Raw genomic sequence first — 12,831 nt, forward strand, 5'->3', positions numbered from 1 at the left:
ATAAAACTCCAATAATCTGACTGGTCGCTAACTGTAGAATAATACCCATTTCGCTTCAAAACCTCTTGGACGGATTCTTTAAGTTGCGCAGACTCTCCCTTAACCGCAAGTTTGATTTTTTGTGGTACCTGCGCAAGAGTAGTCGGCGGTTTTAGCTTAAACGTCCGATGATAAATACCCTTAAGCCGCTGCAAACTGCACACAATGAGATTGATACACAATAGACCCAGCAACAAGCGAAACCAAACTGCGCTATAAAGATGTGTTAATCCCATCATTTTCCACAAGCCACCCACAGCTTTAGCTTCCTCGGGGTTTATCGCTTCCTGAGGTATCACTGTTCCTATTGCTGATACAAGAGCAATAATTCCCAACAGAGCCAGTCCTAATTTCATAGAACTGAAGACCCTCCATACTCGCTCACTTAAATCCTTTGAATTTTCCTCCATCAATTTAAACCTCCTAGTCTAAGACCTATACAAGTTAATATTAGCCTAAACAAATTGCTATATACCTTATATCAACAGGGCAAATGTTGTACGGCTAATTGCTTTCGATTTATATTACACTAAATGTCGTAAAATAGCATGCAATTAATCCATTGTTGATATCACATTAGGACAAATTATTTGTTATCCTGTCAAGCGCCACCACCTGTGTGACAGTTTGTAGTACAAGAGGAATACTCCCACATACCTGTTGCTCCCTCGCTATCAATGGCTAGAATCTGGCTCGCACCTGCCAACGGATTATTATCAGCAAGCGCTCCGACCATCCCTTTCCGAAAATATCCATGAGATACAGATACATGACAAGAGGAACAGGAAAGATCTAAATGTCCATTGGTAGTGCCTGAGTAATTATGGAGGTTAGGTTGTACGGGGTTGGAGAATCCTGACGTGGTGTTATCCGGTTGAGCCGGAGCACCATATTTTGAAGAAGTATGACACTTGAAACATATATCATTGCCAGGACTTACCGTTATCTTGCCTTGCTCAAGGGCGTGAGGATCATGACAATCCATACACTCTGCGTGACGATTAGTTACTAAATCTGCTGTCGTTTCCGAATCTTTATGAACTCCGGTAATCTCCAAAGTAGGATGTCGGTACGTTTATAAAAAATCAATTTTTACGTTTTGCGCAGACTGATAATTGGTCGGTGGATTTCCACCATAACACTTTAAACATTGATTATTGGTCGTGGGTGTATCTTCTGGGTCAGTACTGAGCCGTGGATTTGAAGAACTGTGTGAGGCATGGCAACTATTGCAATCCATCCTTTATTGAAATGAGTGGACGACATATAGGCAGATTTGTTCCATAATTCCATCAGATTTGGGTCAGCAACAAATAGTTTTCTATCAGCGAACGTTATCGCAAAGGGATAATTTAGCTTCCCCTTCCCCCAAGTCGAGATCCATTCACCGTCACGACTATACACCTGTACCTGAGAGCGCCCTGTGTCTGCCACAAATACTTTGTCCGAGGATACAGTTACTGCTAAGGGACCCATGAGTCCTTTAGCCGAGTTGATCGCATCAGTTGCATCAGTTTTTCCATCTATAGTAAAAAGGTAATGTGGTAAACCTGTCTTCACCGTTTCCATTGTTAGGGGAGCAACAGGTTGTCTGGAATCAGCTTTCATCCACCAGTATCCGGCAATTCCAATAACCACTAACAAAACTAAAAATAATACAGCCAGTAAACGATTTCTCTTCACTTCTTCTTAGGAAGAACTCTCAAGGCGAATTGCGAAAACGTCATATTTTAAACCTTCTTCCCCAACTCAGGGTGGTCAATTTTCGTCAGAGACCGTGTAGGAACTGGCGTACTTCAGACTAGTGTACACATAAACTTTCTTTCATAAACTATAACATATTTACAATACAGTTCCAAAATCACCATATTAGCATGTAGCAGGGTCTCCATTGCCAATTTCAGCGCTTAATAGACCAAATTGAGTAGCAGTACCTCTAACTAAGATAAACTTAGCTGCATCGGCAAGGGTAGCATTTGGTAATGCAGTAAATTCATAAATTGTACCATCCTTAATACCAATACCACCGTCGGAAGTTTTAGCAAGACCCATTCCATTTGGATTGTAGTGCAATAAGCGCTCAGAGTAAGAACCGTGTGGTGCGTGGCAGCTTGCACAGTTAAACTCATTTACCCAAGAACCAGAGTTAGCGGAGGTATTACCACCAGGAGCAGCTTTCAGTTGTACGGTTCGGCAAAAAAAAGGAACCCTTAATTCAATATTAAGAGGTCCTTCAATAATTGTAGGTAATTGTATTATTTAACCAAGAACTAAAACTTCCTAACCCTAATAAACTCAGCTAACTCTCCTAAAGCTTTACGAGTCGGGATAACAGGGAGATCCTGAAGATGCCTTTTAGCTTTCTGGACATATAAATCCACAAGCCGCATTGACTCATCAATCGCCTTGGTAGCTTTTATCAGTCCAATAGTTTCAGCAACTTCCTCTTCAGTCTTATCGATTTGCCCTAGCAAAACCTTTAGTCGAGCTGGCTCGGATGTTAGTTTAAGAGCAAGGATCATAGGTAAGGTCATGATTCCCTGACGCAAGTCTCCCCCAATGGGCTTGCCAAATTCTGAGGGCTTGGCAGTGATGTCTAATACATCATCAACGATCTGAAAAGCCATGCCTAAGGAATGACCATAAGCGCCCAGTGCCCAAACTTGGCGTCTGGGAGCACCTGACACTAAGGCCCCTAGTTTACAACAGGCGGAGATCAATAAAGCCGTCTTACGTTTAATACGATAATAGTATTGCTTAAGATTTTGTTCAACGTCAAAAGAGGACTTTATTTGTTGAATCTCTCCCTGACACATTTCTACGCTGATTTCTGCAAGAATGCGGGCAACCTCAGGGTGATCAATCTTGGAAATGAGTACCAATGATTTGGCAAACAAATAATCCCCAGTTTCAATGGAAACGATATTCCCCCATTTAGCTTTGACCGTCGGACGCCCTCGTCTGGTCATCGAGGCATCTACGATATCATCATGAACGAGCGATGACATATGAATGAGTTCTAAAGCCATCGCCACAGGCATCAACTTTTCCAGCGAATAACCGTAGAACTTACCGGCTAAAAGCGTGAAAGCAGGGCGCAACCGTTTACCGCCCGCTGATAATAAATGAACAGCCGAATCCTGGAGAATCGGGAAATCCGTCTCCACGAATTTTGTCAGTTCTTTTTCAACCCGTTGCAGATCTGAATTTATCTGATTAAAGAGCCAGAGTTGTTTCAAAACTGATTCACCTGCTCGCACCCTTTTCTTCATAAGATACCATATCTGATGGCAGTTCCGCCAGAGGATCTTTGGGGATTTCATCCTCGTAGGTTAATAATTCCTCTTCTGGTTTAGAAGTCTCCGCACTTTCTGGCTGGTGTGTATCCTGACTAGAAGCGCGTGTTGAAGTTGTTTGTTCAAATGCTTTGTTCATTATATTGCTCGGGGTATCGATAGTATTTTGAAATTCCTTCGTCAATTCAAGGGTTGCTTTGCGAATTTCGAAAACAACTTTACCGATAGATCGAGCGATAACTGGAAGATCCTCAGGTCCAAATAAAATAAGTACGACCACTAAAATCAAGAGGATTTCACTTAAACCCATGTTTTCCCCTCCTTAATATGAAGCTAGGTCTCTATCTCTTCTACGAGCAACTAGATACCCTAACCAGATGCTGATTTCATAGAGGAGATACATTGGTCCAGCCATGAGAAGTTGGGTGACTAAATCTGGCGTTGGGGAAACTACAACGGCTAAAACGACCATTCCCAATACAGCCCAACGGCGTTTTTTGGCTAAGGTCTGAGGAGATAACAACCCTATGCGGATTAAGATTAATAAGACGATGGGAAGTTGGAAGACTAATCCAAACGTCATAAGAAACGCTAAAAGAAAGCTGAGATATGAGGTTTTAGTTAAAAAGGGGGTAGATTCCACTGCTCCACCACCGACAAACATCAAAAACCCAATTCCTAAGGGCAGTACTATAAAGAAACACAGGGCGGCACCGCCGAGAAAGAGAAGCACCGAGCTGGGTACAATAATATATAAGTACTTTCGTTCAGTTTGCTTCAAGGCAGGGAGGATAAAACTCCAGATTTGCCACATAAGAACAGGGAGTGCTAGGGTCATTCCAGTGACGACGGAGACTTTTAATTTAACTAACATAGGTTCCAATGGTGTCGTGGTAATGAACTTGATTCCTTCCAATTGGAGTACCGGACGGGCAAAAAAAGCAAAAACTTGATCACTGACAAACCAGCCGATAATGCTGCCTAAGGCAATGGCGTACGCAGAGATGACGAGCACTTTGCGTAGCGCTTTTAAATGTTCCATCAATGGCAGATTGGCCTCATTGAGCTGTCGCTTGCGCCTGCGCATCCGCCTACACTTCCTTCCTAATTAAAGGCCTTTAACCACTCATAGTGTGTATTGCGTTGAACAGCCTGATAACCAGCATCTTCAATACAACGAATAATCTCCTGGAGCGGGACTCGCGTTTGTACACCAGCGGCTCGAACGACATTTTCCTCCAGCATGGTACTTCCAAAATCGTTCGCTCCAAAACGCAAGGCCAACTGAGCCATTTTTGCGCCTTGGGTGACCCACGAGGCTTGGATGTTGGGGACATTATCGAGCATCAGACGTGCTACAGCAAGTGTCCTCAAGTATTCAACCCCAGTACTGCCCTCTCCGCCAAGCTCAGTGTTCGATGGAGCAAAACTCCAGGGGATAAAGGCCGTAAAACCACCGGTTTGATCCTGAGCTTCCCGAACACGAACCATATGTAAAACTCGCTCTTCAAAGGTTTCGACATGCCCAAACATCATAGTCGCAGTCGTTTTCATTCCCTGCTTATGTGCCGCAGTCATTACATCCATCCATTGTTGCCAACCTATTTTATTGGGGCTGATGAGCTGTCGAGCGCGATCATCAAGGATCTCCGCCCCACCCCCAGGTATTGAGTCTAAGCCTGCATTTCGGAGGCGACGGATGACTTCCTCGATACTCAACTGGGATTTGTTCGCTAAATCCCATATTTCAGGAGGGCTAAATGAGTGAACGTGAATAGAGAAATGAGCCTTAATGTCGCGCAAAAGATTTTCAAAGTAGTCTAAACCCAGATCGGGATGCAATCCCCCTTGGATCAAGAGCTGAGTTCCCCCTACTGCTATTGTTTCTTCAATTTTAGCATGTAATACGTCTCGTGACAAAATATATCCTTCTGGATCACCTGGTTTACAGTAAAAAGCGCAAAACTTACATTGACAGGAGCAGATATTCGTATAATTAATATTTCGGTCAATAACAAACGATACAATATTTTCTGGATGCATCTGCCTGCGCACAAGATCTGCACCTTGTCCCAGTGAAAGAAGATCGGCTTCTTGTAAAAGCCTGATACCATCCGCAATGGATAATCGTTCGCCAGCAAGACGTTTCTCGATTATTCCTTGCATGCACTTCTCTCCTTTCCTGACCGTTCCACTGCCTCACGTCTAGCCTTTTCAATCAAGTGGATCAAGGCTCTTTTAGTCATGAGGTGACTGTCTAAGGCATCCACTCCAAAGGTCAAAGATACTTGGGCCAGTTTAGGACCCAGCACGACCCAATCCGCCTTGATGTGCTCAAAGTTATCCAGTAGAATCCGTGACGTTGAGAGGATCTTTAAGTCCTCAAAACCTGTAGAGTCCGAAACCCCCGTGATTTCTTCTTTTGTTCCATTAGGATAATAAGCAAGAGGCATGAAGGTTAGAAAGCCGCTGGTTCTGTCCTGAAGCTCACGTAATTTGAGTAAGTGCTCGATACGTTCTTCTGTTGATCCAACCTGCCCATAAAACATCGCAACATTGGTACGCATGCCTAAGCGATGCGCCGATTCCTGGATTTCCAGATAGCGTTCGGCAGAGACGTTCATTTCGCCAAGTTTAGCTCCCAGCGGTGGAGTAAATACTGCCGCCTTGCTCCCGGACAATGAATCAAGCCCCACATCCATTAAACGCCGCAGGATCTCCGTCACAGGCAGATCGGCCATTCGGGCAAAATAATCCACTTCAAGTGCCGAAAAGGCCTGAACACTAACCTTTGGCAAGAGGCGCTTGACCTGCTGGAGCATATCCACATAATAGTCAAAGGAAAGTTCAGGGTTGAACTCACCCATAAGCTGAATTTCAGAAAGATCGGTTAGATCACCGAGATCTGTACCTAGATCTTTACCTAGATCGGAATAATTAATCTGCCGTGTGACCACGAAATAGGTTTGATTGCCGTTTTTTCGTTCGCACACAAGATTAGCCATATATCCCAGAGCCAAGATATCTTGACTATTCAGCATGCGAACGCCAGCATTAAAGTCTAATCGTTCGCCTCTTTCCACTTTTTCGATCAGATCTTTAAGTTCACTTTGAGCAAACAGTGAGGACATAGTTTCTGACTCCTTTATTTCAGCGCAATAGCATCAAATCTAAAATTGAAAAAACAAAAAGCAAAATACTCAAGTAACCATTGAGGTCGAAAAAGGCTACTCCAATCCGTGAGAAATCGTCGGCTGAAACCAAGCGGTGCTGACGGAAAAGCAAGACGATGGCTATCCCAACTCCTACATAATATAACCAACTCATGGACATTACCACTCCGACTAAGATAAAGAAGATGGGTGCAATGATATGTAAAAAGGCTGAAATCTCTAATCCTCTCTGCAAGCCAAAGATCGCTGGAATAGAATTCAATCCTTCTTTGCGGTCAAACTCAACGTCTTGGCAGGCATAAACGACATCAAACCCAGCCACCCAAGTCATGACCCCTAACCCCAGTAGAACGGGTGCCAAAGCCCAGTGACCCGTTACTCCAATCCAAGCTCCCGCTGGAGCTAAGCCTAGGGAAATTCCCAAGACGAAGTGGCAGGCCCAAGTAAACCGTTTGGTATAGGAATATAAGACAAGAAAAAAAACAGCAATTGGCATCAGCAATAAAGCTAAAAGATTAAGTTTATAAGCCGAGAAGCCAAGTAGGAGGAAGGAAAGTATTGTATAAAGGTAAACTTCAGCAACCTTAAGTTGGCCTGCTGGAAGTGCCCTCAGTGCCGTCCGTGGATTGCGGGCATCTATGTGCCTGTCTATCAGGCGGTTTAAGGACATGGCAGCAGTTCTGGCCCCGATCATAGCCAGTGTTATCCAGAATAGTTTCATTAGGGTCGGAAAACCATTAGCTGCCAAGAAGGCGCCCAAATAAGCAAAGGGCAGGGCAAAAATGGTATGTTCAAATTTAATCATTTCAAAGAAAACTTTTAGTTTATGCATACTCTACTCCGTTCGTTACGACCCTGCAACTTGGGGTTTGTAATCAGTGTTTAACTGTTTCGATAAGTATTGATACACTTCAACAAGGGGGTGTATCTGCAGTTGCGAACCCGCCGAAATCTCCTCTAAAATTGTATTGGCACGGTGCAGAATGGATTGTACCACAGACATCTCCACTCGTTCCCTCCACGCTCCCCAAGCCAGTCCCATTTCCCGGCCGAAGGCTTCCATCTGGTGTTGTACAGGAAGAGAGACTCCTGCCAGTTCTGCACTCAGACGAGCGGCTAATGCTGTTAAAGATGCATCTTCTGATTCAATAATTCGAAGCAACTCATCTCCACTAAGCCTCTTTTCACGAGCAAGCCAGCGTGAAATTCCCCCTTGACTCTTAATTCCTATGACCTGAGCCAGTGGGTCTAGAAATTGCAACAATTTCACACGGCAAAGTTCTAGGAAGAACTTCCCATATAATAGATCCCCTACGAGTACAGGGAATTGCCGAAGCTCTTCGGCAAGATCGTGATCATCTTTCATGAGTCGATGAACCTTGTTGGCCATAAAAATAAATTGAACAATGCTTGCCAATGCTTCTGATTTTTGCCCTTGATCGCCGCAGGCTCTACTTACGGCTAAGACAAGCGCAGGATGTACTGTTCGATCAAGTTCATCCATATCCATCTGAACCAATTCCTCAAATCCAGCCGGCTTAAAGTTAATTTCTTGGCTCATATGTATTTGTACTGCTTTCAGTTTCTCAAGGAAGCTGAATTCTACCGGAACCATCTTATCGCTCCTTGCCTTCCATTCGGACATTAACCTATTATACATTCGAGATTATTACTCAATCTCCTGCCTATTTATGCAATATACTCTGATAATATGACATTATTATTGCAAGAATATGTAACCTTGCTCAAAAATACAATAGACCCTGCAACTTCTCAAGTTACAAGGTCTATTAGTACCCTTTTAGAAAGTACAAGGTTTCTTCTTTTTCCGTACTTGACTTAGTCCGGAGTAAAATAAATATCCCTCCTAAATATTTACCGCTTCCTTTGGATCCTCAACAATTCCCCGCTTGATTTCCGTTGCTGTCATATGACCTGCTTCGAAATGATCCGTTAAATAGTTACAGGCATCCCAGGGATTGACACGGTCCCCGCACGTAAAGACGTCAACGGCTGCATACCCGAGTTCTGGCCACGTGTGGATGGCTAAGTGGGATTCAGAAATGACAACTACTCCACTCACTCCTTGAGGACTAAACTTATGAAATACTACCTCACGTACCTCTGCACCAGCCTCCAAAGCTGCGTCGACCATTAGTGCTTCGACTTTTTCGCGATCATTTAAAATGTCGAAACTACACCCGTAAATTTCAGCCAACACATGACGTCCAAGAGAATTTGCCAATTGTGATCGTTGCCCCCTTTTTTCTAAAAACAGGAAAGAATCTGGGCTAATCGCCAATTTCACTGGCTACTCCCCAAATTTCCATCACGTTAAATTTTAGCATAAAGTACGGTGTTGTCAACAAAAAAATCTAATATTAATTCATTCTACTCAATCTAAGTTAATTTTGTGTTACATACTCAAGTTATCGCATCTATGCTCCCGTAAGCTACGTAAAAATATTTATAACACTATGGTTATGAGTTCACTGTAGTGGATGATCGTTAGGTTATAATTTACATGTTAGTCTAACTGTCCTAAGCCCAACAATATCTAAGCTGATTAAATTAAACCCAATCGCCCCAAACAACTATATTGACTTTGTAATCTAACTAAATTACACTTTGAATAGGAAGAATGGGGGTGATTATTTTGAGTAATACCTTAACTGCAGCGGAAGCAGCTAAAATTCTTAAAGTTTCTAAATATACTCTTTATGAACTTGTTAAACGCGGCGAGATCCCAGCACACCACATTGGCCGTCAACTTCGAATTAATCCGTCTGTTCTGGAGCAATATCTGCATGGAACTAGTAGTCACAACGCAACACAATCCGTTATGTCCCCCAATCCCCCCGAATTGCCGATGATTCGTTTTATAGGAAGCCATGATCCGATTGTTGAACTACTCTTCGAGTTTCTCAGCCACGCTCCCATTCCTGTCCAGTCATCGCTTTCTTTCAAGGGAAGTATGGATGGACTTATTTCCCTTTATCGTCGGGAGTCGGATATTTCTGGTATACATCTATGGGATGATGTCTCACAAGACTATAATACTTCCTTCGTTAAACATGTGATCCCTGGAGAATCCGTTTGTATGGTCAACCTAGTTCAACGAGAACAGGGCTTTATCGTAGCACCCGGTAATCCACTTCAATTGCATTCTTGGGAAGATATTACGTTAGAAGGTTTGCATTTTATAAACCGCCAAAAAGGCTCAGGGACCCGTCTGCGCCTCGATGCTTACCTTCGAGGGGCTAAGATTTCTCCAGGTTGTATTCTGGGCTATGAACATGAAGAAAGCACTCACTCTGGAGTCGCGTGTCGCGTAGCCAATGGACAAGCTGATGTCGGCGTCGGAGTAAAGGCCGAGGCTCAACGACTCGGTCTTGATTTTATCCCCCTCTTCCAAGAACGCTATGATCTCGTTTGTTTGGGCAAAACTTCCAAAACCCCTATCTGGAAACAACTCGTCGATGTTCTTAAATCTCCAGGATTCCTCCAAGCCATCCATCAACATCAGGGGTATGATACGTCCCTGACAGGAAAAATCTTCTTAAATACTTAGATGAATGGGAGGAAGTGTCTTAGGCTCGTTCGCACATCCTACGTACGCAATCCCTCTCTCCGTGCTCTCTAAGCTAAGAAACTTCCTCTGGCTTGGGTCGTCGGAGGGTGGAACGACCTAGAATCCCAAGGTGCTGTTTGCGTTATTGACGCAAATACGCTTTGCCGGCTTTGATGCAAGTATGGCAAGTATGGGGACGGTTCTCGACTTGCATTCCTTGACTTGCATTCACGCTCACCGAAGCTCCGGAGCGAATTGTCCATGGATTGACTGATGCCTGGTGCAAAGATGGCATGGAGCGGCGCTAAAAAAACATATTATTAGGAGGAATAAAGAAAATGAAAAACAATCTCAGACTTCGCCTTAATTCTGGTTTCGCGCTACTAATGATTGCCATCATGGTGATCGTCGTCGGGTGTGGAACAGCCGCAACCCCAACACCCCCAGCAACTCCAGCACCACAAACGACTGAAATCCCCAAACCTGCAAGACCCGACATTATTTTGGCGACCACCACAAGTACGCAAGACAGCGGCTTACTAGATTTTCTCATACCCGATTTCGAGAAAAAAACGGGATATAAGGTCAAAACAATAGCGGTCGGAACAGGGGCTGCTTTAGCCATGGGAGAAAAAGGCGACGCTGACGTTTTACTGGTGCATGCACCTTCCTCAGAAAAAAAATTAGTCGATAATAAGACAGCCATCAACTATCAACTTGTGATGCACAACGATTTCGTCATTGTAGGACCTGCCTCCGATCCCGCTAAAGTAAAAGAGACAAAAACAACCGTAGACGCTTTAAAGGCAATTTCAGCAAGTCCCTCCATCTTTGTCTCCCGTGGAGATGATTCTGGAACTGACAAAATGGAAAAAGCCCTCTGGACGAAGGCCAACCTCAAACCATCTGGGGATAAATATCAAGCAACCGGTCAAGGCATGGGGCAAACACTTACCGTGACCTCTGAGAAACAGGGATATACTTTAACAGATCGTGCAACCTACCTGGCGACTCAGAAAAACTTAAAACTTGAAATCGTTCTTCAGGGAGATGCTTCTCTCTTAAATATTTATCATGTCATGCAAGTTAACCCTGAAAAGTTCCCTAAAGTTAATGCTGATGGAGCTAAAGCCTTTGTCGATTTTATGACGAGTCAAGATACCCAGACCCAAATCGGAACCTTTGGGAAAGACAAATTCGGTCAGGCCCTCTTCTTCCCTGATGCTGGCAAAAAGATGGAGGATCTCGGCAAGTAAACCACCGAACTCACGTAAGGGAGGAAATGTTACTACATGGAAATGATCTGGGAAGGAATCCAAGCAGCCATTCACCTCCTGCTAACAGGGGATCCCGAAGTGATCGAAATCACCCTCCTTACCCTTAAAATATCCGGTACCGGAACGTTGATTAGCCTTTTTATCGGGATTCCATTTGGCACACTCCTAGCTCTAAAACCCTTTCCAGGGCGACGTTTTGTTTTAAGTATTGTTAATACCGGAATGGGCTTGCCTCCTGTGGTCGTTGGATTATGGGTCTCAATTTTCCTGTGGAGATCTGGCCCTTTTGGATTTTTAAATATCATGTATACCCCAACAGCCATCATCATCGCCCAGGCGATCATTGCCTCTCCCATTATTGCCGCCTTAACCTGTGCCGCTCTTCAACAAACTAACCCCAAACTTAGGCTCCAAATCCGGGCGCTGGGGGCAACCCGACTCCAGTATACTTGGTTGCTGCTTAAGGAAGTCCGTTTTTCACTCTTTGCCGCAATTATTGCCGGTTTTGGGGCAGTCGTTTCTGAGATTGGGGCATCCATGGCGGTAGGGGGAAACATTCATGGCCAGACTCGTGTTCTAACAACTGCCACTGTCCTAGAAGTTTCTAAAGGCAACTTCGACATTGCCATTGCCTTAAGTATTATCTTATGTTTACTAGCCTATGGAGCTACTTTAGGCTTAACCCTACTTCAACAGAAACAGCAAGGAGGCCCCTAAGGTGCTCGAAGCTCAGGAGATTACCTGGAAGCAGGAACATAAAACAATTCTGCAAACGATTGATTTTCATTTGTTACGAGGGGAATGCGTCGGCCTGATCGGTCCGAATGGATCTGGAAAAAGCAGTTTGCTAAAAATCCTAGCGTTTTTAGAGACTCCAACTTCTGGAAGGCTCTATTTTCAAGGCCAATCCATACCAAAAAACGTCCCGCTTGCTATTCGCCGGAAAATCGCCATTGTTTTTCAGGAATCCCTCTTATTGAATACGCGTGTTTTTGACAATGTTGCCATTGGATTAAAAATTCGGGGTCTCTCTAAAGGAACCATTAAGGAACGAGTGGACTATTGGCTGGAGCAGTTTGGAGTAATCCATCTTTCAAAACAGGCGGCACGGTCACTTTCTGGAGGAGAAGCCCAACGTGTTAGTTTAGCTCGGGCCTTTGCCATTGAGCCGGACGTTCTATTTTTAGACGAGCCTTTTTCAGCCCTTGATGCCCCCACCAAAGAGGGACTTCGTGTCGATCTAGCCAAAGTTTTTAAAACCACACAAACAACGACCGTCTTAGTCAGCCATGATTTTAAGGATATTGCGCATTTGGCCAGCCGAGCCTTGATTCTACTCAATGGGCAAGTCACAGCGGAAGGCTCTCCGAACGAACTACTCAGGAATCCCCCACAAGGAGATGTCGCCCGTTTTCTCGCGCACTTTGCCTCATAAGAAGTAAACAAACAAAGGGGTGCCCTCTGGCACCCCTAAT

Annotated in this window: 16 protein-coding genes and 2 pseudogenes; 4 read left to right on the top strand and 14 right to left on the bottom strand. The window is 44.2% G+C overall.

From position 1 onward, the window contains the following. From JL57_RS27880 to speD, 14 genes and pseudogenes are all read right to left on the bottom strand, one after another. Positions 1–449 (bottom strand): cytochrome c biogenesis protein ResB (locus JL57_RS27880; RefSeq protein ID WP_034145165.1); only part of this gene is annotated, 449 nt, incomplete at its 3' end. Positions 450–640: 191 nt separating this feature from the next. Beyond that, positions 641–1,096, bottom strand: a complete 456-nt coding sequence (locus JL57_RS35795; protein ID WP_291300682.1) for a cytochrome c3 family protein — start codon at positions 1,094–1,096, stop codon at positions 641–643. 18 nt (positions 1,097–1,114) lie between these two features. After that, the gene (locus tag JL57_RS36705; protein WP_366557124.1) at positions 1,115–1,279 is read right to left on the bottom strand and encodes a cytochrome c3 family protein; all 165 of its coding nucleotides are present in this window, start codon (positions 1,277–1,279) and stop codon (positions 1,115–1,117) included. Between the two features lie 167 nt (positions 1,280–1,446). Beyond that, a pseudogene (locus tag JL57_RS36710) lies at positions 1,447–1,647 on the bottom strand (hypothetical protein); the annotation flags it as partial. A 261-nt stretch (positions 1,648–1,908) separates the two neighbouring features. After that, positions 1,909–2,091, bottom strand: a complete 183-nt coding sequence (locus tag JL57_RS27890) for a hypothetical protein (protein WP_034145167.1) — start codon at positions 2,089–2,091, stop codon at positions 1,909–1,911. 15 nt (positions 2,092–2,106) lie between these two features. Further along, positions 2,107–2,298, bottom strand: a pseudogene (locus JL57_RS36715) (cytochrome c3 family protein); the annotation flags it as partial. A gap of 11 nt (positions 2,299–2,309) precedes the next feature. Beyond that, entirely contained in the window at positions 2,310–3,278 is a 969-nt protein-coding gene (locus tag JL57_RS27895; protein WP_034145168.1) for a polyprenyl synthetase family protein, read from the bottom strand. Positions 3,279–3,285: 7 nt separating this feature from the next. After that, positions 3,286–3,645 (bottom strand): twin-arginine translocase TatA/TatE family subunit, encoded by a 360-nt coding sequence (locus tag JL57_RS27900; protein ID WP_034145169.1) that lies wholly within the window; start codon positions 3,643–3,645, stop codon positions 3,286–3,288. Positions 3,646–3,657: 12 nt separating this feature from the next. Then, complete coding sequence (tatC, locus tag JL57_RS27905; RefSeq protein ID WP_034145170.1) at positions 3,658–4,422, bottom strand: twin-arginine translocase subunit TatC; 765 nt, start codon at positions 4,420–4,422, stop codon at positions 3,658–3,660. A 17-nt stretch (positions 4,423–4,439) separates the two neighbouring features. Next, positions 4,440–5,501 (bottom strand): cyclic dehypoxanthinyl futalosine synthase, encoded by a 1,062-nt coding sequence (gene mqnC, locus JL57_RS27910; RefSeq protein ID WP_034145171.1) that lies wholly within the window; start codon positions 5,499–5,501, stop codon positions 4,440–4,442. Further along, positions 5,489–6,466 carry a hypothetical protein gene (locus tag JL57_RS27915; protein WP_034145172.1) on the bottom strand — a complete coding sequence of 326 codons (978 nt, stop codon included), beginning with the start codon at positions 6,464–6,466 and terminating at the stop codon, positions 5,489–5,491. The genes mqnC and JL57_RS27915 overlap by 13 nt, the downstream gene beginning before the upstream one ends. 19 nt (positions 6,467–6,485) lie before the next feature. Next, positions 6,486–7,340: a UbiA-like polyprenyltransferase gene (locus JL57_RS27920; RefSeq protein ID WP_034145173.1), complete on the bottom strand. Its 855-nt coding sequence runs from the start codon at positions 7,338–7,340 to the stop codon at positions 6,486–6,488. 15 nt (positions 7,341–7,355) lie between these two features. Beyond that, positions 7,356–8,123: a geranylgeranyl pyrophosphate synthase gene (locus JL57_RS27925; protein WP_034145174.1), complete on the bottom strand. Its 768-nt coding sequence runs from the start codon at positions 8,121–8,123 to the stop codon at positions 7,356–7,358. 252 nt (positions 8,124–8,375) lie between these two features. After that, complete coding sequence (gene speD, locus JL57_RS27930) at positions 8,376–8,753, bottom strand: adenosylmethionine decarboxylase (protein ID WP_034145190.1); 378 nt, start codon at positions 8,751–8,753, stop codon at positions 8,376–8,378. 411 nt (positions 8,754–9,164) lie between these two features. On the opposite strand from speD, the gene JL57_RS27935 reads away from it, so the two are divergent. The 4 genes from JL57_RS27935 to JL57_RS27950 all read left to right on the top strand — a co-directional run bounded on the left by JL57_RS27935 (position 9,165) and on the right by JL57_RS27950 (position 12,791). Continuing rightward, positions 9,165–10,079 (top strand): helix-turn-helix transcriptional regulator, encoded by a 915-nt coding sequence (locus JL57_RS27935; protein ID WP_034145191.1) that lies wholly within the window; start codon positions 9,165–9,167, stop codon positions 10,077–10,079. 338 nt (positions 10,080–10,417) lie between these two features. Further along, the gene (locus tag JL57_RS27940; protein WP_034145175.1) at positions 10,418–11,335 is read left to right on the top strand and encodes a substrate-binding domain-containing protein; all 918 of its coding nucleotides are present in this window, start codon (positions 10,418–10,420) and stop codon (positions 11,333–11,335) included. A gap of 36 nt (positions 11,336–11,371) precedes the next feature. Then, the gene (locus tag JL57_RS27945) at positions 11,372–12,073 is read left to right on the top strand and encodes an ABC transporter permease (RefSeq protein WP_034145176.1); all 702 of its coding nucleotides are present in this window, start codon (positions 11,372–11,374) and stop codon (positions 12,071–12,073) included. Between the two features lies 1 nt (position 12,074). Further along, positions 12,075–12,791, top strand: coding sequence for an energy-coupling factor ABC transporter ATP-binding protein (locus JL57_RS27950; protein WP_034145177.1), 717 nt, complete (start codon positions 12,075–12,077; stop codon positions 12,789–12,791). Positions 12,792–12,831: the final 40 nt, after the last annotated feature.

Source organism: Desulfosporosinus sp. BICA1-9, assembly GCF_000802135.1.

Bases quoted from the DNA above. Each gene is read 5' to 3' on its own strand.
- JL57_RS36705 (WP_366557124.1), bottom strand. From the start codon at position 1,279: ATGGATTGCAATAGTTGCCATGCCTCACACAGTTCTTCAAATCCACGG.
- JL57_RS27890 (WP_034145167.1), bottom strand. From the start codon at position 2,091: ATGGGTCTTGCTAAAACTTCCGACGGTGGTATTGGTATTAAGGATGGT.
- JL57_RS27900 (WP_034145169.1), bottom strand. From the start codon at position 3,645: ATGGGTTTAAGTGAAATCCTCTTGATTTTAGTGGTCGTACTTATTTTA.
- tatC (WP_034145170.1), bottom strand. From the start codon at position 4,422: ATGCGCAGGCGCAAGCGACAGCTCAATGAGGCCAATCTGCCATTGATG.
- mqnC (WP_034145171.1), bottom strand. From the start codon at position 5,501: ATGCAAGGAATAATCGAGAAACGTCTTGCTGGCGAACGATTATCCATT.
- JL57_RS27915 (WP_034145172.1), bottom strand. From the start codon at position 6,466: ATGTCCTCACTGTTTGCTCAAAGTGAACTTAAAGATCTGATCGAAAAA.
- JL57_RS27920 (WP_034145173.1), bottom strand. From the start codon at position 7,340: ATGCATAAACTAAAAGTTTTCTTTGAAATGATTAAATTTGAACATACC.
- JL57_RS27925 (WP_034145174.1), bottom strand. From the start codon at position 8,123: ATGGTTCCGGTAGAATTCAGCTTCCTTGAGAAACTGAAAGCAGTACAA.
- JL57_RS27940 (WP_034145175.1), top strand. From the start codon at position 10,418: ATGAAAAACAATCTCAGACTTCGCCTTAATTCTGGTTTCGCGCTACTA.
- JL57_RS27945 (WP_034145176.1), top strand. From the start codon at position 11,372: ATGGAAATGATCTGGGAAGGAATCCAAGCAGCCATTCACCTCCTGCTA.